Below are 20,367 nucleotides of genomic sequence, written 5' to 3' on the forward strand. Positions count from 1 at the left end.
CCCGGCTCTTTCCCACCGTCAGCCTCCCGCCCACCGCGCCACACCCCCGCGCGGCACACCCCCATTTCGCAAAAATTCTCCTATTGCGAAATCGACGCCACCCGTCCGTCCCCACGCTTTTGCGTCAGCCACGACGGTGTGAACTTCGCAACGCCACGCCGCCTTGTAAAACGCCGCGACCACGGCTTTCCGACCCCGCGCACCCATGCTAAGGGCGCGCCCATGCTGAATCTCAACGCCATCACCGTGCGCCTTGGCGGCCGCGTCATTCTCGATCGCGCCGCCGCCGCCTTGCCGCCGCGCAGCCGCGTCGGCCTCATCGGCCGCAACGGCGCGGGCAAGTCCACGCTGATGAAGGTGATGATCGGCCAGCTCGATCCCGACGAAGGGTCGTGCGATATGCCCCGCGACACGCGGCTGGGCTATATCGCGCAGGAAGCCCCGTCCGGCACCGCGACCCCCTTCGACACCGTGCTCGAAGCCGACAAGGAACGCGCCGAACTGATGGCGGAGGCGGAGCATACGCAAGACCCCGATCGCCTGGGCCATATTTACGAGCGGCTGACGGCGATCGACGCTTATACTGCGCCCGCCCGCGCCGCCCGCATCCTGGTCGGCCTGGGCTTTGACGAGGAAATGCAGGGCCGCCCGCTCGACAGCTATTCGGGCGGCTGGAAGATGCGCGTGGCGCTCGCTTCGCTGCTCTTCTCCAATCCCGACCTGTTGCTGCTCGACGAACCGTCGAACCATCTCGACCTTGAAGCCACGCTCTGGCTGGAAAATTTCCTGAAAGCCTATCGCGGCACCGTGGTCGTCATCAGCCACGAACGCGACCTGCTCAACAATGTGGTCGACTATATCCTCCATCTGGAAGGGGGGAAGGTCACCCTCTATCCCGGCGGTTACGACGCGTTCGAGCGGCAACGCGCCGAACGGCTCGCCCAGCTCGAATCCGCCCGCGCCAAGCAGGCGGCGGAGCGCGAGAAGTTGCAGGATTATGTCGCCCGCAACTCCGCCCGCGCCTCGACCGCGAAACAGGCCCAGTCCCGCGCCAAGGCGCTGGCCCGGATGCAGCCCATCGCCGCCGCGATCGAAGATCCGACGCTGCATTTCGGCTTTCCCAGCCCCGCCGAACTGCGCCCGCCGCTCATCACCATGGACATGGCGTCGGTCGGCTACACCGAAACGCCGATCCTCAAGCGCATCAACCTGCGCATCGACCCCGACGACCGGCTGGCGCTGCTTGGCCGCAACGGCAACGGCAAGACGACGCTGGCCCGCCTGATCGCCGCGCAACTCGCCCCGATGGAAGGGACGATGGCCTCCAGCCCCAAGATGAATGTCGGCTATTTCACCCAATATCAGGTGGAGGAACTGGACGTCACCGACACGCCGCTGGAACATATGACCCGCGTCATGAAGGGCGCAACCCCCGGCGCGGTCCGCGCCCAATTGGGCCGCTTCGGTTTCTCCGGCGAGCGTGCGGTGCAGAAGGTCGGCTCCATGTCCGGTGGCGAGCGCGCCCGTCTGGCGCTGGCGCTGATCACCCGCGACGCGCCGCACATGCTGATCCTCGACGAACCGACCAACCATCTGGACGTCGACAGCCGCGAGGCGCTGGTCCAGGCGCTCAACGACTATAGCGGCGCGGTGGTCATCGTCAGCCACGACCGCCACATGATTGAACTGGTCGCCGACCGGCTCGTCCTGGTCGACAACGGCACCGCCCAGCCGTTCGACGGCAGCCTGGACGACTATACCGACATCATCCTGCGCAAGGCCGACGGCAACAGCAGCGGCGACGCGCCGAAGGCCGATCGCAAGGCCGACAAGAAAGCCGCCGCCGAATGGCGCGAGAAGCAGAAGGTCTTGAAGAACGCCGTCAACAAGGCGGAGCGCGAAATGACGACCCTGATCGCCGAGCGCAAGCGCATCGACGCCGTGCTGTCCGACCCCAAGGCCGCGACCGGCGCGGAAGCGAAGATGACCAGCAGCCAGCTCATGGTCAAACGCGCCGAGGTGGAAAAGAAGCTGGAAAGCGCCGAGGAAATCTGGATGGAGGCCGGCGCCGCGCTGGAAGCGGGTTAACGCCCCATCAGGATGAACGGCGCCCAGATATAGGGCTGGGCGGCGCCGGGGCGCTTCGATCCGATCAGCTTGAGCATCGCCCGCCGCAACGCCACGGCGCGGGGCAAGCCGCGCGCCGCACCCTTCACCGTCTCCAGCGTGACGAAAGCGCTGGCGTCGTCCCGCACCGGCCAGTGCGACACCAGCAGCGATCCCGCCCCGGCATAGCGGAACGCCTGCGCCAGTCCCGAATAGGCCGGCGCTTGGGCATTATCGCCCGCAGCGGTGTTGCAGGCGGACAGGATCACCCAGTCCGCGCCGATCCGCATCGCCGCCACTTCCGACGCCGTCAGCAGCCCGTCGTCCCCTACCGCATCGGCGGCCGGTGGGGACAGCACCAGCGCAGGCTCGGTCACCCCCTCCATCTCCCCGCCCACCAGCCCATGGGTCGCGAACAGGATCACGGCATAGCCGGACAGATCGCGGCCCCGCAGCCCGGCCTCGCTGGCATCCCGTCCGACCAGCAGCGTGGTGCGCTCCATACCGAAGCGATGCGCCACCGCCCGTAATTCGGCCTGCGATCCGGGCAGCGGCGGCAATTGCGACAGCGCCCCGGCCCCTCGCGGCGCATCGGCCGTCTGGACGGCGCCAAAGGTCAGCGGCGCGCCAATGCCCAAAAAGCGCTGGTCGCGTGCCGCCATCTGCTGCCGTCGGTCCTTGGCATCGGCGAAGCCGGGCTGAATCTCGATGGCGAAGCGGCGGATCAGCCAGGGCGTATCACGCGTCGCCGCCGCGACGGGGCGCTGCGGTAACATGCCGAAGGGCAGGGACGCGAAGGCCCCGGTCGGCACGATGCGCAGCGCGCGCGCCCGGCCCAGCGTGGCGAGGATGCCGGGGGTGAAGATCTGGCTATACAGGGTATGGGCACTGCTCTGGTCGAAGCCCGCGGGCGTCAGCGAACCGCGCAGCCGCCCCACCAACGCCACCAGCGCGGCGCGATCCATCTGCGCCCGCTCGATCCGCGTGCCCCCGGCGCTGACCGCGAGCAGATAGACTCCGTCGAAAGCCGGCATCACCGCCAGCAGCGCTTCGCCCTCACCCAGCCCGTCGCGCAGCGCGCCGAGATCGGGTCGCTCGCCGCCATTTGCCTCGACCCAGCGTGGATAGTCCCGGGCGATGGCGGCGCGCTCGACATCGACCGTCGCCGCCACGGCCGCGCGTTCGGTACGCGCCGCCGCGACGCCGTTGTCGGTCGCCAAGGCCTTGAGCAGGCGGCTGTCGACCGCCTGAAGTATCTTGGTCCGGTCCTGCAGGCGGCGCACGCGCGCGGCCAGCGTCGGATCGGCGACCAGCCGCTGGGCGACCAGCCGGTTGGCCTGGGCGATGCGCGATCCGGCCAGGATCGCCATGGCGTCCAGCGCCAGCGCGGCGTCCTGCGCCTGCGTCGCCACCGCCAGGATGGTGTCGAGCGCGGCGCGTTGCTCCTCGGTCAGTTCGGCGTCGTCATGGACGCTGGCATCGTCGCGCAACAGGCCGACAAGTCGGCGCGCCGTCTCGCCGAGCGCCGCCTGGTCCGATCCGGTCCAGGCGGACAGCATCGCCGCCTGCGCCAAGGGAATCGCAGGCGCATTGTCGAGCTGGCGGGTTTCGGCTGCGAAGGCGGCGGCGGCGGCGCGGGCCTCTTCGCCATGTCCGGCGGCGATCAAAGCCGGGATCAGATAGGGATAGACGCGCTGGCCGATATCCCGGTCCTTGTCCGATCCGGCGCGCACCCGCGCCAATGCGGCGTTGAACCGCTCGACACCCTGGTCGCGATGCCCCTCCGCCAGCGCGGCCGATGCGGCGAAGGCGAGGGCGCGGGCCGATTGCGGGCTGTTTTCGCCCTCGATCCCGCGAAAGCCGCGTTCGGCTTCCATGAACAGCGGTTCGGCGTCGGCATAGCGTTCCAGCGGCAACAGCACCGTACCCAGATTCTGGAGGCCGAACTGGAAATAGAGGCTGCCGGTGCCGACCGTATCGCGCTTGATGGCGATGGCGCGCTGCAAATAGTCGAGGCTCTCGTTACGCCGACCGGTGCGCGACAGCAGCAGGCCCAGCGCTTCGAGCGCGCGGGCGTAGCTGGGATGTTTGCGGTCGATATGGTCGGTGGCGATGTCGACCGCCATGCGCGCATATTTTTCCGCTTCGACATCGCGATCGGCGCGCTGGAGCATCTGGGCATAGGTGTAATAAGCGCCGATCGTATCGGGACTGTTGGGGCCGGAGGCTGCGATCCGCGCCTCCATGCTGGCCCGTTGCGCATCCACCGCTTCGACGTTGCGGCCGAGGCGGGTCAGCGCCTGCGCGTGGGAGAAGGCGATGTTCGACCGCAGCATATGCGTCGACGGGTCGAGCTTGTCAGGCGGCGTGCGGGCGATATAGCCGTCCATATAGTGGCTGGCCTGCGCCAAAACCTCCGCCGCGCCGGTCACGTCGCCCAGTGCAGCCTGAACATAGCCCTTGATCGACAGGCCCTGCATCCACGCGACGGGATAGGCGTCGGCGAAGGGCGCGAGCAGCGCCAGGCCGTCATTGGCATGGGCCAGCGCATCGGGATTCTTCCCGTCGATCTGGTCCATGGAGGACAGGTTGATCAGGGCGACCCCGGCCAGCGGATGCGGCTTGCCCGCGACCTTCGCCCTGAGCGCAGCGACGTGCAGCCGGGCCCAGGCGTCGCGGGTCTTTTGCGACATGGACAGGGCATAATCGTCGCTGTCGAACAGCGCGAAAGCCTGCCGTTCAAGCAAATAGAGCCGGGCATGGCGCGGGTCGGTGGGCGAAAAGGCGGCTGCCGGAGCGGCCGCGGACGCCGCGTGGGTCGGCAAGGCCAGCGCCAGAAGCATGGCCGCACACCGCGTGGAAAGCTGCATGACACCACCCCCGCTCTTCAATCGACCCGTGCGTCTCTTGTGTCGGCGGAGCGCGGGCGTCAAGGCCGATGCCGGTCAGCCCAGCGTCAGACGCCAGTCCCAGCGCAGCGGATCGCCGTCCATCACCTCGACCCCGCGGGCGATCAGGGCGTCGCGAATCTCGTCCGACAGGGCGAAGTCTTTCTCCGCGCGGGCGGCAGTTCGGCGTTCCAGTTCGGCCTCGATCTCCTCGGACGCGATCTGCGCATCCTTGGGCCGCAGGCGCAGGTCTGCGCGGCTGAGCGTCAGCAGGTTCAGACCCAGCGCCTGGTCGAAGGCGGCGATCAGGCAGAGCTTCTCGTCCACCGGCACCTTCTTCATGGCCGTCACCTCTTCCAGCAGCGGCAGGGCGCGGGGCGTCATGAGGTCGTCGGCGATCGCCGCGTCGAACTGCTCCAGCAGCGGCGCCAGCTTGGGGTGCAGGTTGGCGCGCAGATAGTCGAGGCGCGGGGATTGCCAGGTCACGCCCTCGGCCCGGGCCTTAAGGCCCTCGACCCCCATCACCAGCCGCTTGAGCCGGGTCAGCGCCGCGGCGAGATTGTCGGCGCTGAATTCCAGTTCGGACCGGTAATGCGCGCCCAGGCACAGCAGGCGATAGGCGATCGGATGCACGCCCGCGTCGATCAGGGAGAACAGCGTGGTGAAGCCGCCCTTCGACTTCGACATCTTCCCCTGCCGATCCACCAGGAAATTATTGTGCATCCACCAGCGCGCGCCAGTGAAGCCAGCCGCCGCCGCGCCGGGATCGCCGCAGCAGCTATGGAAAGCCTGGTTCTGGGCGATTTCGTTGGGATGGTGAATTTCGCGATGGTCGATGCCGCCGGTGTGGATGTCGAACGGCTGGCCGAGGCGCGCCTGGCTCATGACCGAACATTCCAGATGCCAGCCCGGCGCGCCCTTGCCCCAGGGGCTGTCCCATTCCATCTGGCGCTGCTCGCCGGGCGGCGACTTGCGCCAGATCGCGAAGTCGGAGGCGTTGCGCTTGCCTGCGACCGGATCGATCCGGGCGTGCGCCGCATCGTCGCGCCCACCGGCCAGCGCGCCATAATCGGGCACGCTGCTGCTGTCGAAATAGAGGCCGCTGTCCAGTTCGTAGCAATGATCCGGCGCGATCTTTTCGGCGAAGGCGATCATCTGCGGCACATAGTCGGTCGCAACCGTCCATTCGCTGGGCGACAGGATGTTGAGGTCGGCGATATTCTGCTTGAACGCGGTCGTATAATGGGCCGCGATATCCCAGATGCTCTTGGCCGAGGCGCGCGCGGCCGCCTCCATCTTGTCGTCGCCGGCGTCGGCGTCGCTGGTCAGATGGCCAACATCGGTAATGTTGATGATGTGGGTGACGGCCAGCCCCTTCCAGAGCAGCGTCCGGCGCAGCGTGTCGGTGAAGACATAGGCGCGCAGGTTGCCGATATGGGCGTAGTTGTAGACGGTCGGGCCGCAGCTATAGACCCGCGCATGATGATCCTCGATCGGCGCGAAGGGTTCGATCGTGCGGGTCAGGCTGTTGAACAGGCGCAGCGGCGCGGGGATGTGCTGGTCGTCGGACATGGGGACGAGCCATGTAGCGAAGCGGCGCAGGGGTCAATCCTTCCCGATCATCGTGATACAGAGAGTTGTTTAGTTAGCTAAGCAACTAAATTGGGCAGTCGATTCAATTGTTCAACTCGTTGTCTCATTTGTGAAGGCTTGGCCAATCCGCGACCGTCGCGAAGCAGCGCGATTGTAATAAAATGTTGCGGGCGGGCCGATCCCTTGCGGCCGGGCATTGGGCATCCGATATTGTCGATGCGGGCCGGGCCCCTCTGGCGACATGGATTTCCCCCTGATCCCTGTCGCGATGTCGGACCGCATCGGGTGTGCCCGGTGCAGGTTTTGCGGCGATTTGCCCCCTCTCGTCGTCGCAGGAGACCGCACCGGACCACTCGAACCAACTTATGGAGTGAGTGTGTCCTATGAATAATCCCGTTCGCATGCCGGGCTATGGTGCCAGCCAGACGGCGCAGACCGATGCCGGCCTGCGCGCGCATATGCTGGGCGTCTTTCGCAATATGGGCCTTGGCCTGATCATCACCGGCCTGATCGCGGCGCTGGTCGGCAATACGCCGGCGCTGGCCGCCGCCATTTACGGCACGCCCTTGAAGTGGGTGGCGATCTTCGCGCCGCTGGCCTTCGTGTTTTTCTTCAGTTTTCGCATCGACAGGATGACGACCGCGACCGCGCGCATGACCTTCTGGGCGTTCGCCGCGGTGATGGGCGTGTCGCTGGGCAGCGTGTTCCTGGTCTTCACCGGCGGCAGCATCGCTCAAGCCTTCTTTTCGGCCGCGGTCATGTTCCTCGCCATGTCCCTGTGGGGCTATACAACCCAGCGCGACCTGACGAAGATGGGCAGCTTCCTGATGATGGGCCTGATCGGCATCATCGTCGCCAGCCTGATCAATATCTTCCTGGGGTCGTCTGCGATGCAGATGGTCATCTCGATCATCGGCGTGGTGGTCTTCACCGGCCTGACGGCCTGGGACGTGCAGCGCATCAAGTCGGACTATTTCGCCTTTGCCGGCCATGAAGTGGCGCAGAAGATGCAGGTCATGGGCGCGCTGTCGCTGTACCTGAACTTCGTCAACCTGTTCCAGATGCTGCTCAGCCTGACCGGCGAGCGGGAATAAGCGGATGCGGGATCAGGCCACCGTATCGGCCATGCTCTGCCCGGTCTGTCATGTCGGATTGGCGATGACGGACCGGCAGGGAGTGGAGATCGACTATTGCCCGCAATGCCGGGGCGTCTGGCTGGACCGGGGCGAACTGGACAAGATCATCGAACGGTCTGGGCAGGCGAACGCGCCATCGCCCCAGCCCGCGCCGGTCGCGCAGGCAAGCTACCGCCCGGATCGCGACTATCGCGACGACGGGCGGGGCTATCCGAAGAAGCGGAAGAAGAGCTTTCTGGAAGAGCTGTTCGATTGAAGGAAAGGCCGGTCCGATGAGGACCGGCCTTTTGCTTGTCAATGCGCCGCGCCCCAGCTTGGCCCGGTGCCGATCTCCACGCCCAGCGGTACGCTCAGCGTCACGATCGGCTCCGCCGCGTTTTCCATCACGCCCCGGATCACGGCGCTGGCGGCTTCCACGTCGCCCTCAGGCAGTTCGAACACCAGTTCGTCATGCACCTGGAGCAGCATCCGCACGCGGCTAAGCCCAGCGGCTTCCAGCGCCGGTCCCATACGCGCCATCGCCCGCTTGATGATGTCGGCGCTGGTGCCCTGGATCGGGGCGTTGATCGCGGCGCGTTCGGCGCCCTGGCGCTCGTGCTGGATCGGCGCGGTGATGCGCGGGAACCAGGTCTTGCGGCCGAACAGCGTTTCGGTGAAGCCGTTGGCGCGCGCCTTTTCCAGCGTTTCGTTGATATAGACGCTGATGCCGGGGAAGCGCTCATAATATTTGGAGATCATGTCCTGCGCTTCGTCCGCGCTGATTTCCAGCCGGCCCGCCAGCCCCCAGCGCGAGATGCCGTAGAGAATGGCGAAGTTGATCGTCTTGGCGCGGCCGCGGGTGTCGCGATTGACCTCTCCGAACAATTCCTGGGCGGTGCGGTTGTGGATGTCCTCGCCCTGTTCGAACGCCTCCTTGAGCGCGGGCACGTCGGCCATGTGCGCGGCGAGGCGCAGCTCGATCTGGCTATAGTCGGCGGCGAGGATGACATTGCCGGGTTCGGCGACGAAGGCGTGGCGGATCTGGCGGCCGATTTCGGTGCGGATCGGGATATTCTGGAGGTTGGGGTCGGTCGAGGAGAGGCGGCCGGTCTGCGCGCCGGTCAGCGAGTAACTGGTATGGACGCGGCCCGTATCGGCATTGATCTGCTGTTGCAGGGCGTCGGTATAGGTGGATTTGAGCTTGGAGAGCTGGCGCCATTCCAGCACCAGCCCGCAGATCGCCGAGCCTTCGGCCTTCAATTTTTCCAGCACGGTGACGTCGGTGGAATAGGTGCCGCTTTTGCCCTTCTTGCCGCCCTTCAGCCCCATTTCGTCGAACAGGACGACGCCAAGCTGCTGGGGCGATCCGATGGTGAAGGGGTGGCCGGCAAGGTCGAAAATCTCCGCCTCCAGCCCCGCCATCGATTGCGAGAAGGTGCCGGACAGGCGGGAGAGCTGCTCGCGATCGACCTTGATGCCGTGCCGCTCCATGCCAGCGACGACGGGGATCAGCGGCCGGTCGACCAGTTGATAGACGCGGGTGACGCGCTCGGCCGCCAGGCGCTGCGACAATGTGTGCCACAGCCGCCAGGTGACTTCGGCGTCCTCGGCGGCGTAGGCGGTCGCCTTGTCCAGCGGGACATGGGCGAAACTGATCGCCTTCTTGCCGGTGCCGGTCACTTCCTTGAAGCTGATGCATGTGTGCTGGAGATGCACGCTGGCCGCTTCGTCCATGCCGTGGCCGCCCAGCGACTTGCCGGCGTCGAGGTCGAAGCTCATCACCATCGAATCGTCGATCGGCGTCACCTCCAGCCCGACGCGGGCGAGGACGTTGAGGTCATATTTGATATTGTGGCCGACCTTGAGCACGGCGTCGTCGGTGAGCAGCGGGCGGAGCAGGCGGATCGCGGCGTCGAGCGGGATTTGCGGCGGCACCTCGCCGAACATGTCGTCGGCGGAGCGGTGGGCGAGCGGGATGTAGCAGGCGCGGCCCGGCCCGGTGGACAGGCTGATGCCGACCAGGCCCGATTCCATGCTGTCGAGGCTGTCGGTTTCGGTGTCGACCGCAACGACGCCCAGCGCCTGCGCTTCGGCGATCCAGGCTTCCAGTTGCGCGACCGTGGTGACGGTTTCGTAGAGGGCGCAGTCGATCGGGGGATGTTCGACGGTGGCTGGGGCGGCGGGGGCTGCGGTCGTGGCGGCGACGCTGGCTACTGCGACGGCGGCGGCGGGCGCGCCGAGGCGATTGAGCAGCGTCTTGAAGCCGTGGTGGGACAGAAATTGCTGGAGCGGTTCCTTGGGGATGCCCTTGAGCGTCAGGTCTTCGAGCGGTTCGGGCAGGTCCATGCTGTCATGCAGCGCCACCAGCCGTCGCGACAGCCGCGCCATGTCGGCATGGGCGATGAGGTTTTCCTGCATCTTCGACTTCTTCATGGCGGGCGCGGCGGTCAGCACGCTTTCCAGGTCGCCATATTCGGTGATGAGCTTCGACGCGGTCTTGGGGCCGATGCCCGGCACGCCGGGGACATTGTCGACGCTGTCACCCATCAGCGCCAGCACGTCGCCCAGTTGTTCGGGCTGCACGCCGAACTTGCCCATGACATAGTCGGCGCCGCGCCGCTCATTCTTCATCGTGTCGTACATGTCGACGCCGGGCTGGATCAACTGCATCAGATCCTTGTCAGAGCTGACGATGGTGACGTGCCAGCCGGCCGCGACCGCCGCTCTGGTATAGGTAGCGATGATGTCGTCCGCCTCGAACCCGGTTTCCTCGATACAGGGGAGGGAGAAGGCGCGGGTCGCGTCGCGGATCATCGGAAATTGCGGGACCAGATCTTCCGGCGCAGGCGGTCGGTTCGCCTTATACTGGTCGTACATGTCGTTGCGGAAGGTGTGCGACCCCTTGTCCAGCACCACCGCCATATGGGTCGGCCCTTCCGCCTTGCCCAGTTCCTCGGCCAGCTTCCAGAGCATGGTGGTATAGCCATAGACAGCGCCGACCGGCTGGCCATGCTGGTTGGTGAGCGGGGGAAGCTGGTGATAGGCGCGGAAGATATAGCCGCTGCCATCGACGAGATAGAGGTGATTCTGGGTCATGCGAGGGAGATAGCGGGTTACGCGCCGCCCCTCCAGTGGTCAGGACCAGTCGCGCGTCAATGCCTCCGCCGTGGCGTCCATCAGGCGGGGTTCGCCGCTGCCGGTCAGCGCATAGGACATGTCGCCGCGCCGCCAATAGGCGACCGATTCCGCGCCTTCCTGGACGGCATCGGGGCGTTCGGGCGCGCGGCTCCGGTCGCGCAGCGCGAAGAGCGAGAAATTCTTGCCCCCTTCGGTCTTCACCGCCACCACCAAAGCGGGGCCGCGCTCGGTCGGGAAGAGCTGGACGTCGGTGACGCGCCAGTCCGCGGGGAAGTGGGGCATGGCGATGCGGGTGTTGGTCGCGATTTCGCGCGCGTCATATTTGGGGGTTTCGACCTGCGAGACCATGGATGCGCGCATCATCGCGATGCGATGGCTGTTGACGGCATAATCGACATAGTCGGGCGGGCCGGACGGACGCAGGAAGACCAGCGTCAGACCGGCGGCGGCCGCAAGCGGGGCGACCAGCGGCAGGGCGCGGCGCCAGCGCGATCGCAGGGGCGCGGCCGGCAACAGGGCGGCGGCATCGGCCATGGCCGGCGGCGGGGCGGCGGGCCGGGGCGCCATCAGCCGAAGCGCGCTGCGGGTCGAGAGGTCGGCCATCACCTGCGCCGCCTGATCGGGATGGCGGGACAGGTGGGTTTCCACCACGAAGCGGCGGGAAAGGTCGAGCTGGTCGTCGACATAGGCGTCGATCTCCAGCGCGTTCACGTCATTGGTCATCATGTCCTCCCACCAGCCGCAGATGCGGACGGCCTGTTCCTGATTGTCCGTCCCGCAGCGCGGCGCGCGCCCGTGACAGGCGCGACATCACCGTGCCGATCGGCACGCCCAATATGTCGGCGGCCTGTTGATAGCTCAGCCCCTAGATCGCGGTCAGGTGCAGCGCCGCGCGCTGGGCGTCGGGCAGGGCGGCGAAACCCTGCGCGATCTCGGCCAGCCGCACATGCTCCTCCTGCTGCGGATCGATGCTGGATAGCAAGGTCTGGGCGAAGCGATCGTTGCGGCGCGTTTCGGCGGCCTGGCGGCGCTTGGCCGACACGAAGACATTGTGGACGATCGCCAGCAGCCAGCGGGTTCGGCTGCGTTCCGGCTGATAGGTCGCCCGACGCTCGATCGCGCGGAGGAGGGCGTCCTGCACGACATCGTCGGCGTCGGACTCATCGCGGGCGAGCGCGCGGGCGTAGCGGCGCATCGCCAGCAGGTCCGCTTCCATGTCGCGCGCATCGTCCATCGCTCGCTTATCCCGTTCCGGCGCGTGCCGGGCAAGGCGCGATCGCGAGCGGCGGGGCACGATCGGGCAGCAGCGCCGCATAGGCGCACACCACGGCGTCCAGCACATCGTCCCAGCGATGATGGCTGGCGGCCAAAGCGGCGGCCTGCCGCAGCCGTGCGAGCCGGGCGGACGACGCGATCAGCGCCGATGCGGCGTCGGCATAAGCGTCCACATCAGCGGGGGGCAGCAGCAGGCCGGTACGGCCCTGATCGATCAGGCTGGCGGCGCTGGGCACATCGGCCGACAGCACCGCCAGGCCGGACGCCATCGCCTCCAGATTGACGTTGCCGAAGGCTTCGGTGACGCTGGGGTTGATGAGCAGGTCCGCGCTCGCCACAGCACGGCCGAGATCGATGCCGCTCAGATGGCCGATGAAGGTCGCATTGGGCAGGCGTTGGGCCAGCCAGGATCGCGCCGGCCCGTCGCCGACGACCAGGGGGCGGACCTGATGGCCGCGCGCCCGGATCGCGGCGATGGCGTCGGCGAAGATGCCGAGTCCCTTTTCCAGCACCAGCCGGCCGAAGAAAAGCGGCACGACATCCTGTTCGTCATAACCCAGTGCGGCGCGCAATGCGGGATCGCGCAGCGTCGGCGCGAACTGATGCGGGTCGATCCCGCGTCCCCACACCGACACGCGCGCCGCGCCGTGGCGCGCCGCCATCTCGGCGTTGATAGGCGGGGTGGGCGCCAATATGTGATCGGCGTCGCCATAGAAACGGTCGAGATAGCGTTCCATCGCGCCGCGCAGGAAGCCGAGCCGATAATAGTCGAGATAGGTTTCGAACCGCGTGTGCAGGCTGGCGATGACGGGGATGCCACGCGCGCGCGCATGTTTCTGTGCCTGCCGGCCCAGCAGATCGGGGGCGGACAGATGGACGATGTCCGGCGCGAAGGCGTCGAGGTCGCGGCGCACCCCGCGCGTCAGCCCGATGGCGAGGCGATATTCGGGCCGCCCCGGCAGGCTGAGGGAAGGCACCGAGCGAATGTCGCCGATGGAGGCGAAGGCGGGTTGCGGGGCGGTGGGCGAATAGATGCGCACCTGCGCGCCGACCCGATGCAGGAGATGGCCGACCAGCCGGTTGAGCGCCCGGTTGGCGCCGTCGCGTACGCAGTCATAATTGCCGGAGAACAGCGCGACGCGGATGGCCGGGCGACGATCGACCGGCAATGGCGGGCGGATCGGGACGACGCTGGACGGGGTCGGGGGAGGAAAAAGGGCAGTCATGGCCCCTATACGCCTGCCAGGATCGCCTTATTCCCCTGCTGACTGACCGCTCGAACATTTCTGCATCATTTCCGGTAACATGGCGCATAAGGGCGGGGGCATGAGGGGGAAATGACGATGCGACTGCGGCGGACGATGCGGACGGCGGTGACGGCTATCATGGGGGCAGGCGCCGCCTGGTCGGGCGTGGCTCTTGCGCAGGATGCGCGCGATCTGTGCGCCGACCGGCCGGGTCTGGGCACGCCGGCCTGCACCGTGGACAAGGGGCGCGTGGTGGTGGAACTGGGGCTGGGAGACTGGACCCGTGAAAAAGATGCATCGACCCGCACCGACACGATCCAGGCGGGCGACGCGCTGGTGCGGCTGGGGCTGGGCGATCATCTGGAAGCGCAGATCGGCTGGACCGCCTATGGCCATGTCCGCACGCGTGACCGGCCGAGCGGTGCGGTGGAGAAGGATAGTGGGGTGGGCGACGTGCAGGTGGCGCTGCGCCGGAACCTGTCCAATCCCGACGGGTCAGGCTTTTCAATCGCGATCATGCCCTATGTGTCGTTGCCGGCCGGCGGATCGGCGATCGGCGACGGCGACTGGGGCGCGGGGCTGATCGTGCCGGTCAGCTTCGACCTTGGCGGCGGCTTTTCGCTGGGGCTGACCCCGGAAATCGATGCGGCGGTGAATGAGGACCGGTCGGGCCGTCACTTCGCCTATGGCAGCGTCGCGGGGCTGGGCTTTTCGCTGAGCGACAGCGTGTCGGGGGCGATCGAGGCGCAAGTGACGCGCGACGACGATCCGGCCGGCCATGCCACCGAGGCGCTGGGCGGCCTGTCCTTCGCCTGGCAGCCGTCGGACGACATGCAGTTCGATATCGGCGCCAATATCGGGCTGAACGCGGACAGCCCCGACGGCGAAGTCTATCTGGGCGTGGTGCGGCGCTTCTGAAGGCGGAATCTACTGCGGTTCGTGGTTCGCCGCGACCGCCTTAGCCACTGCCTGCATCAGCGCCCAGCGTTCGGGGATCGACACGGTGGTCGATCCGATCATCACCGCCACGGCATAGCTGGCGCCGTCGGGTGCGGTCATGATGCCGATATCGTTGAAGCCGGTCGACCGGGGCGGAAGATCCTGGCCGGTGCCGGTCTTGTGCAGATAGGACCAGCCCGGCGGCACGCCGCCCTTGATCCGTTGCGGCCCGGTCTTGGCCTCCGACATGATCGACAGCAGCAGGCGCGAGGAGGCCGGGGAGAGCATATGGTTCTCCTTCAGCTTCGCAAGCGCCTGCACGATCGAGGAGGGAGCCGCGCCGTCGGGCGGGCTGGCGAGATAATTGTCGAGCGCTTTCACCCGCACCGACATGGGCAGCTTGTTGCGGGCGGCGTAGAAATTGCGGCCGATCGAATAATCCTGCCGCCAGTCCAGACCCGCGGTCGCCGATTGCAGCAGCCGTTCGCCGGGGCCGAAGCGAATATCCTTGATCATCCGACGCGCCAGATAGCTGCGCACCGCCTCCGGCCCGCCGACCGCGCGCAGCAGCGTGTCGTTGGCGGTATTGTCGCTCTGCGTCATCGCGCGGCGCATCAGGTCGGAATAGCTGGTGGTCCAGCCGTCATTCTGCGCCACCAGCGCCGCGCTCGGCTGGTGGAACAGGGTCAGGTCGTTGCGGGTGATGGTGGTCGTGTCGGTGATGCGCAGCTTGCCGCGATCCACCGCGTCGAGGAAGGTCATCGATACCCAGAGCTTCGATACGCTCTGTTGCGGGAACAGCGACGTGCCGTTCCACGCCACGGTCCAGTCCGCGCCGATGCGGCGCACGGCGATGCCCACCTTGCCATGGAAGCTTTGGCCGAGGTTGCGCACGACGCTGACCAGCGCCGGGGGCGGCGCTTCATTCTGGTCGATGTCGCGATAGGGCAGCGGCGGGTTGGCGACCGGCCGGATCGGCCATGTGTTGGTGGTGGGTTGCGGTTTTTGCGGCACGGCGGCAGCGGCCTGCGCGCGTGGCGGCTCCGGCGCGCTCACACAGGCCGACAGCGCCGCGATCAACAGGACCAGGCGCGCAGAACCGCCCCGGTTTTTATGCAATGTCATTAGCGTCCCCGCACTCTCTTGGCGTCATAGGGGCGGGACGCCGGTCGCCCGGCAAGACCCATGCGACGAATGATTCCACAAATGCGATGTAAGGAGGATGAACGATGCAACCGCTTGCCGGGACACGCTATCGCTCAGTTGCGGTTCAGGGCCGGACGGGCAAGAAGGCGGCATGATCGATACAAGGATGGACAGGCGCGCGCTGATGTTGGGCGCGCTGGCGACAGGCGGTGCTTTGTGGAGCGGGGTGGCGCAGGCCGCGCCCTTCGCATCACGCCGGATCGCCATGAATATCCGCGGGGAAGGGGGCGATGTCGTCCTGATCCCCGGCCTGGCCAGCGGTCCCGGCATCTGGAACGGGGTGCTGGGCGGGGTGCCGGGCTATCGCTATCATCTGGTCCATGTACGCGGTTTTGCCGGCTTGGCCGCGGAGGCCAATGCCAGCGGCGGGCTGCTCCAGCCGATCGCGGACGAGATCGCCCGTTATATCGCCGCGGCCGGGCTGAAGCGGCCGGCGATCGTCGGCCATAGCATGGGCGGCACGCTGGCGATGCTGCTGGGCCTGAAGGGGTTGGCGAACCGGGTGATGGTGGTCGATATGCTGCCCGCCGGCGCGGCGATGGTGGGCGGCACGGCCAGCGGCATGGGCTTTCTGGCCGACCAGCTCAGCGGCTATCTGACCGGCACGCTGGCGGGACGACGCTATCTGGCGCAGATGGTCGCGCAGACGCCCGGCGCCAGGGGTAGCGACCCCGATGTCATCGCCAATGCGCTGCGCGACCTGGCCAATATCGACCTTGCGCCCCAATTGCCGCGGCTCGCCGCGCCGCTGGAGGTGGTCTATGCCGTGGGTAGCGACGCCGGGCAGGCCGCCGCCATCACCAGCCGCTTCCGCGCCGCCTATGCGCCGCGCAAGGCCACTTTGCTGAAAGCGATCGGGCCCAGCGGCCATATGGTGATGGGCGACCAGCCGGCGCGCTTCAACGCTGTATTGAAGGATTTTCTGCAAGGGTGACCGACCATTATTCGTTCTTTTCCTCACTCTTCCCGTCCCGCCGAACGAACGTGCGGCGATGCCAAGCAATGCCAGCCGCCACGATCGCCGCGGAGGCCATGCCGATCTGCGCGATGTCGGCCAGCATGTCGATATAGATGCTCATGACGCCTCCTGCATGAAGGAAGCCGCATCATTGCACGCAGGTGGTTGCCAAGCACTTAACCGAAAATTAACCACCGCGTCCGGTCAGGGCGCCAATACCGTATCGATCGCATCCGGCAGCGTTTCGGGATAGTCGAGCGTATAATGGAGGCCGCGGCTTTCCTTGCGGTGGAGGGCGGAGCGGACGATCAGCCGGGCGACCTCCAGCAGGTTGCGCAATTCGATGAGGTCGGGTGTGACGCGGAAATTGCCATAATAATCGTCCACTTCCTGCGCGAGCAGGGCGACGCGGTGCTGGGCGCGCTCCAGCCGCTTGGTGGTGCGGACGATGCCGACATAGTCCCACATGAAGCGACGGATTTCCTTCCAGTTGTGCTGGACGATGACCTCTTCGTCGCTGTTGGTGACTCGGCTTTCGTCCCAGGGCCGGATCGGCGGCGGGGCGGGCAGCTCGTCCCAATGGGCGCGGATATGTTTCGCCGCCGCCTCGCCGAAGACGAAACATTCGAGCAGCGAGTTGGAGGCGAGGCGGTTGGCGCCGTGCAGGCCGCTTTCGGTGACTTCGCCCGCCGCATAGAGGCCGGGCAGGTCGGTGCGGCCGTCGAGGTCGATCACCACCCCGCCGCAGGTATAATGCTGCGCGGGCACGACCGGGATCGGCTCCTTGGTGATGTCGATGTCGAGGTCCAGCAGGCGGGCGTAGATGGTCGGGAAATGATGCCGGACGAACGCCGGGTCTTTATGGCTGATGTCGAGATGGACATAGTCGAGGCCGAGGCGCTTGATCTCATGGTCGATGGCGCGGGCGACGATGTCGCGCGGGGCCAGTTCCTCACGCGGGTCGAAGCGGGGCATGAAGCGCTCGCCGCCGCCCGGCACGCCGGGGGGAAGCTTGAGGTGGCCGCCTTCGCCGCGCACGGCTTCTGTAATCAGGAAATTCTTGATCTCCAGATTATAGAGGCAGGTCGGGTGGAACTGATTCATTTCCATGTTCGACACGCGGCAGCCCGCGCGCCAGGCCATGGCGATGCCGTCGCCGGTCGCGCCCCGTGGCGCGGTGGAAAAGAGATAGGTGCGGCCCGCGCCGCCGGTGCACAGGATCGTCGCCTTGCCGAGCAGCGCATCCACCCGCTTGGTCTTCTTGTTGAACGCGTAGACGCCCCAGACATGGCCGTCGCCCGAATAGCGTTCGCCATGGCGGCTGGTGATGAGGTCGATCGCGATCAGATCCTCAACCAGGGTGATGTTGGGATTGGCGCGGGCGGCCTTCAAGAGCGCGATCTGTACGGCATGGCCGGTGGCGTCGTCGACATGGACGATGCGGCGATGACTGTGGCCGCCCTCGCGCGTCAGATCCCAGCGCTTGCCGAAGGCTTCGCCACCGTTGAAGGGGACGCCGAGGTCGGCGAGCCGCTCGATCGCGGCGGGGGCCTGGGAGACGACGAATTCGACGGTGGCGCGATCGTTCAGGCCTGCGCCCGCGACCATCGTATCCTCGACATGCGCCTCGAAACTGTCACCCGCGTCGAGTACGGCGGCGATACCGCCCTGCGCCCAGTTGGTGGAGCCACCATCGAGCGCGCCCTTGGCCAGCACCAGCACCTTGCGGTCCTGCGCGAGGTTGATGGCGGCCGTCAGCCCGGCCGCGCCGGAACCGATGATGATGACGTCGTGGGTGGTGGTGGTCATCGTCGTCCTACATGCTCTTTTACCGTTCGCCCTGAGCGAAGCCGAAGGGTTCGACCGAACGGAGTGAGGTTTTGCCTTCGCTACGCTCAGGCGAGGGCTTCGACAAGCTCGGCCCGAACGGAGAAAATTTCTAAGCCGCCGCCGTCAGGTTGAGGAAGACATCCTCCAGGTCCGGGTCGCGCGTGACCACGTCGACGATGGCGAGGCCGCTGGCCTGCACCGCGCTCAGCACCTGGCCGGCATTGGCGCGGTCCTTCATATAGGTGATGGTCAGGGTGCGGTCGCCCGACAGTTCGACCTTCTCGAAACAGGGGGCCTGCGGCGCGGCGGTCAGATCGCGGTCGACCGTCACCTGCACCACCTTTTCCTGCGCCATGGCGATCAGCTCGCGGGTCGGCTTGTCGGTGATGACCTTGCCATGGTTGATGATGCCGATGCGGTCGCACAATTGCTCGGCTTCTTCCAGATAATGGGTGGTCAGCACGATCGTCACGCCCAGCGCGTTCAATTCGCGGACATAGGCCCACAGTTGCTGGCGCAATTGCACGTCCACGCCCGCGGTCGGCTCGTCCAGCACCAGGATCGGCGGGCTATGCACCATCGCCTTGGCCACCAGCAGGCGGCGCTTCATGCCGCCCGACAGCGTGCGGGCATAGGCATGGGCCTTGTCGTCCAGATGCACCGCGCGCAGCAATTCCATCGTGCGGCGGCGGTCCTTGGGCACGCCGTAGAAGCCGGCCTGATTTTCCAGCGTCTCGAACGGGGTGAAGAAGGGGTCGAAGACGATCTCCTGCGGCACGATGCCGATGCTGTTCTTCGCATTGCGCGGGTGCGCGTCGATGTCGAAGCCCCAGATGCTGACGTCGCCCGCCGTCTTGTTGACCATGCCGGCCAGAATATTGATCGTGGTCGACTTGCCCGCGCCATTGGGGCCGAGCAGGCCGTAAATCTGTCCGCGCGGGATGGACAGGTCGATCCCGTCAAGTGCGCGCTTGCCGCCCTTATAGACTTTGGTGAGGTTGCGGATCTGGATGGCGGCGGGGGCAGGGCTGTCGGTCATGGCTCAACTCTATGGGGATCGAAGCCGGCAAAAGGAAGAGGATCAAAACTCGTCCGCGATATCCATCAGGCCCAGCAGCTTCTTCGGCGCGATCTGGCGCCAGCTTGCGCGGAGGCGTTCGGCGATATGATCCCAGTCGGTGTCGCCCAGGTCGAGGCGGATGCCGACCCATTCGGTGCCGAAATAGGCGGGGCGGTAATAGCGTTCCGGGTCGGCTTCCATCAGCGTCGCCTGTTCTTCCGGTGCGGTGGTCTTCACCAGCACGGCGATGATTCCGTCGCCATGATGGTCGCGGGTGAAATAGGCGAACTTCTTGCCCTTCACGACGCCGAAACAGGGCATGCCGTGCGAGACGATCTCGTCCGCCTGCGGCAGGGCGAGCGCGGCTTCGCGCACCTTGCCCAGCAGCCAGTCGGGCTGGCGTTCGCGGGTGACGAAGTCGGCAAGGGTGCGGGAGTAGAGCTGATGCTCCGCGATGAGGATGCGGGCGGCGAGGCTGTCTTGCGTGTCGCCGGGCAGGATCGCCACCGGTGTCTGGCCCAGCACTGGGCCGTCGTCCAGTTCGGCCGTGACGATATGGACCGAGCAGCCGGCATGGCTGTCGCCTGCGTCGATCGCGCGTTGGTGCGTGTCCAGCCCCTTATATTTGGGCAGCAGGCTGGGATGGATGTTGAGCATCCGGTTGTCCCAGCCGGCGACGAACTCGGGGGACAGGAGACGCATATAGCCGGCGAGCGCGACATAATGCGCGCCTGCCGCGCGGAGTTGCGCGTCGATGATCTGGTCGAACTCGGCGCGCTTCAGCCCCTTGTGGCTCTGGCCGAAAGTCGCGATGCCCTCGGCAGCGGCGAGGGCGAGGCCGGGGGCTTGCGGATCGTTGGCGGCGACCAGGACGATCTCATAGGGGCAGTCCTGCGCCTTGGCCGCGTAGAGCAAAGCTGCCATGTTCGAGCCACGGCCGGAAATCAGGACGCCGACTTTCGCCTTTTGCATAACAACATCCGTTCGTTTCGAGTGAAGTCGAGAACCCTGT

General features: G+C 66.6%; 17 protein-coding genes. 5 read left to right on the forward strand and 12 right to left on the reverse strand.

The window, feature by feature from the left end:
- Nucleotides 1-222: 222 nt before the first annotated feature.
- Nucleotides 223-2,088: an ABC-F family ATP-binding cassette domain-containing protein gene (locus K9B33_RS16805; protein WP_224550223.1), complete on the forward strand. Its 1,866-nt coding sequence runs from the start codon at nt 223-225 to the stop codon at nt 2,086-2,088.
- Here the strand turns inward: K9B33_RS16805 and K9B33_RS16810 are convergent.
- Nucleotides 2,085-4,976, reverse strand: coding sequence for a CHAT domain-containing tetratricopeptide repeat protein (locus tag K9B33_RS16810; RefSeq protein WP_224550224.1), 2,892 nt, complete (start codon nt 4,974-4,976; stop codon nt 2,085-2,087). The genes K9B33_RS16805 and K9B33_RS16810 overlap by 4 nt on opposite strands.
- A gap of 75 nt (nt 4,977-5,051) precedes the next feature.
- Nucleotides 5,052-6,566: a cysteine--tRNA ligase gene (gene cysS, locus K9B33_RS16815; RefSeq protein WP_224550225.1), complete on the reverse strand. Its 1,515-nt coding sequence runs from the start codon at nt 6,564-6,566 to the stop codon at nt 5,052-5,054.
- Nucleotides 6,567-6,970: 404 nt separating this feature from the next.
- Here cysS and K9B33_RS16820 point away from each other — a divergent pair, with 404 nt between their 5' ends.
- Together K9B33_RS16820 and K9B33_RS16825 are read left to right on the forward strand one after the other, a co-directional pair.
- On the forward strand, nt 6,971-7,681 hold the full coding sequence (locus tag K9B33_RS16820) for a Bax inhibitor-1/YccA family protein (protein ID WP_224550226.1): 711 nt from the start codon (nt 6,971-6,973) through the stop codon (nt 7,679-7,681).
- 4 nt (nt 7,682-7,685) lie between these two features.
- Nucleotides 7,686-7,979, forward strand: coding sequence for a zf-TFIIB domain-containing protein (locus K9B33_RS16825; protein ID WP_224550227.1), 294 nt, complete (start codon nt 7,686-7,688; stop codon nt 7,977-7,979).
- Nucleotides 7,980-8,017: 38 nt separating this feature from the next.
- Here the strand turns inward: K9B33_RS16825 and polA are convergent, their stop codons facing one another.
- Genes polA through K9B33_RS16850 form a run of 5 tightly spaced genes read right to left on the reverse strand, consistent with a single transcriptional unit; the run spans nt 8,018 to nt 13,341 of the window.
- Complete coding sequence (polA, locus tag K9B33_RS16830; protein ID WP_224550228.1) at nt 8,018-10,798, reverse strand: DNA polymerase I; 2,781 nt, start codon at nt 10,796-10,798, stop codon at nt 8,018-8,020.
- 39 nt (nt 10,799-10,837) lie between these two features.
- Entirely contained in the window at nt 10,838-11,566 is a 729-nt protein-coding gene (locus K9B33_RS16835; RefSeq protein ID WP_224550229.1) for an anti-sigma factor family protein, read from the reverse strand.
- Nucleotides 11,553-11,702, reverse strand: a complete 150-nt coding sequence (locus K9B33_RS23275; protein ID WP_224550248.1) for a sigma factor-like helix-turn-helix DNA-binding protein — start codon at nt 11,700-11,702, stop codon at nt 11,553-11,555. Before K9B33_RS23275 ends, K9B33_RS16835 begins: the two co-directional genes overlap by 14 nt.
- Before the next feature lie 3 nt (nt 11,703-11,705).
- Complete coding sequence (locus tag K9B33_RS16845) at nt 11,706-12,074, reverse strand: sigma factor (RefSeq protein ID WP_224550230.1); 369 nt, start codon at nt 12,072-12,074, stop codon at nt 11,706-11,708.
- A 7-nt stretch (nt 12,075-12,081) separates the two neighbouring features.
- Entirely contained in the window at nt 12,082-13,341 is a 1,260-nt protein-coding gene (locus tag K9B33_RS16850) for a glycosyltransferase family 4 protein (RefSeq protein ID WP_224550231.1), read from the reverse strand.
- A gap of 135 nt (nt 13,342-13,476) precedes the next feature.
- On the opposite strand from K9B33_RS16850, the gene K9B33_RS16855 reads away from it, so the two are divergent.
- Nucleotides 13,477-14,280: a transporter gene (locus K9B33_RS16855; protein ID WP_224550249.1), complete on the forward strand. Its 804-nt coding sequence runs from the start codon at nt 13,477-13,479 to the stop codon at nt 14,278-14,280.
- A gap of 9 nt (nt 14,281-14,289) precedes the next feature.
- Here the strand turns inward: K9B33_RS16855 and K9B33_RS16860 are convergent, their stop codons facing one another.
- Nucleotides 14,290-15,426: a serine hydrolase gene (locus K9B33_RS16860; RefSeq protein WP_224550232.1), complete on the reverse strand. Its 1,137-nt coding sequence runs from the start codon at nt 15,424-15,426 to the stop codon at nt 14,290-14,292.
- A 172-nt stretch (nt 15,427-15,598) separates the two neighbouring features.
- Between K9B33_RS16860 and K9B33_RS16865 the strand changes: the two genes are divergently transcribed.
- Nucleotides 15,599-16,441, forward strand: a complete 843-nt coding sequence (locus K9B33_RS16865; protein WP_224550233.1) for an alpha/beta fold hydrolase — start codon at nt 15,599-15,601, stop codon at nt 16,439-16,441.
- Nucleotides 16,442-16,448: 7 nt separating this feature from the next.
- Here K9B33_RS16865 and K9B33_RS16870 read toward each other — a convergent pair whose 3' ends face one another.
- From K9B33_RS16870 to purN, 4 genes are all read right to left on the reverse strand, one after another.
- Nucleotides 16,449-16,586, reverse strand: coding sequence for a hypothetical protein (locus K9B33_RS16870; RefSeq protein ID WP_224550234.1), 138 nt, complete (start codon nt 16,584-16,586; stop codon nt 16,449-16,451).
- A gap of 83 nt (nt 16,587-16,669) precedes the next feature.
- A complete protein-coding gene (gene nadB, locus K9B33_RS16875) occupies nt 16,670-18,274 on the reverse strand; it encodes an L-aspartate oxidase (RefSeq protein ID WP_224550235.1) in 1,605 nt (534 codons plus the stop codon).
- Nucleotides 18,275-18,404: 130 nt separating this feature from the next.
- Nucleotides 18,405-19,334, reverse strand: coding sequence for an ABC transporter ATP-binding protein (locus K9B33_RS16880; RefSeq protein ID WP_224550236.1), 930 nt, complete (start codon nt 19,332-19,334; stop codon nt 18,405-18,407).
- A 42-nt stretch (nt 19,335-19,376) separates the two neighbouring features.
- Nucleotides 19,377-20,327 carry a phosphoribosylglycinamide formyltransferase gene (gene purN / locus K9B33_RS16885; RefSeq protein ID WP_224550237.1) on the reverse strand — a complete coding sequence of 317 codons (951 nt, stop codon included), beginning with the start codon at nt 20,325-20,327 and terminating at the stop codon, nt 19,377-19,379.
- Nucleotides 20,328-20,367 lie beyond the last annotated feature (40 nt).

Source organism: Sphingobium sp. 3R8, from assembly GCF_020166615.1.
Lineage (GTDB): Bacteria > Pseudomonadota > Alphaproteobacteria > Sphingomonadales > Sphingomonadaceae > Sphingobium > Sphingobium bisphenolicum.

Excerpts from the sequence above, each read along its gene's own strand:
- K9B33_RS16805 (WP_224550223.1), top strand. The coding sequence starts at position 223 with ATGCTGAATCTCAACGCCATCACCGTGCGCCTTGGCGGCCGCGTCATT.
- K9B33_RS16810 (WP_224550224.1), bottom strand. The coding sequence starts at position 4,976 with ATGCAGCTTTCCACGCGGTGTGCGGCCATGCTTCTGGCGCTGGCCTTG.
- cysS (WP_224550225.1), bottom strand. The coding sequence starts at position 6,566 with ATGTCCGACGACCAGCACATCCCCGCGCCGCTGCGCCTGTTCAACAGC.
- K9B33_RS16820 (WP_224550226.1), top strand. The coding sequence starts at position 6,971 with ATGAATAATCCCGTTCGCATGCCGGGCTATGGTGCCAGCCAGACGGCG.
- K9B33_RS16825 (WP_224550227.1), top strand. The coding sequence starts at position 7,686 with ATGCGGGATCAGGCCACCGTATCGGCCATGCTCTGCCCGGTCTGTCAT.
- polA (WP_224550228.1), bottom strand. The coding sequence starts at position 10,798 with ATGACCCAGAATCACCTCTATCTCGTCGATGGCAGCGGCTATATCTTC.
- K9B33_RS16835 (WP_224550229.1), bottom strand. The coding sequence starts at position 11,566 with ATGATGACCAATGACGTGAACGCGCTGGAGATCGACGCCTATGTCGAC.
- K9B33_RS16845 (WP_224550230.1), bottom strand. The coding sequence starts at position 12,074 with ATGGACGATGCGCGCGACATGGAAGCGGACCTGCTGGCGATGCGCCGC.
- K9B33_RS16850 (WP_224550231.1), bottom strand. The coding sequence starts at position 13,341 with ATGACTGCCCTTTTTCCTCCCCCGACCCCGTCCAGCGTCGTCCCGATC.
- K9B33_RS16855 (WP_224550249.1), top strand. The coding sequence starts at position 13,477 with ATGCGGACGGCGGTGACGGCTATCATGGGGGCAGGCGCCGCCTGGTCG.
- K9B33_RS16860 (WP_224550232.1), bottom strand. The coding sequence starts at position 15,426 with ATGACATTGCATAAAAACCGGGGCGGTTCTGCGCGCCTGGTCCTGTTG.
- K9B33_RS16865 (WP_224550233.1), top strand. The coding sequence starts at position 15,599 with ATGATCGATACAAGGATGGACAGGCGCGCGCTGATGTTGGGCGCGCTG.
- K9B33_RS16870 (WP_224550234.1), bottom strand. The coding sequence starts at position 16,586 with ATGAGCATCTATATCGACATGCTGGCCGACATCGCGCAGATCGGCATG.
- nadB (WP_224550235.1), bottom strand. The coding sequence starts at position 18,274 with ATGACCACCACCACCCACGACGTCATCATCATCGGTTCCGGCGCGGCC.
- K9B33_RS16880 (WP_224550236.1), bottom strand. The coding sequence starts at position 19,334 with ATGACCGACAGCCCTGCCCCCGCCGCCATCCAGATCCGCAACCTCACC.
- purN (WP_224550237.1), bottom strand. The coding sequence starts at position 20,327 with ATGCAAAAGGCGAAAGTCGGCGTCCTGATTTCCGGCCGTGGCTCGAAC.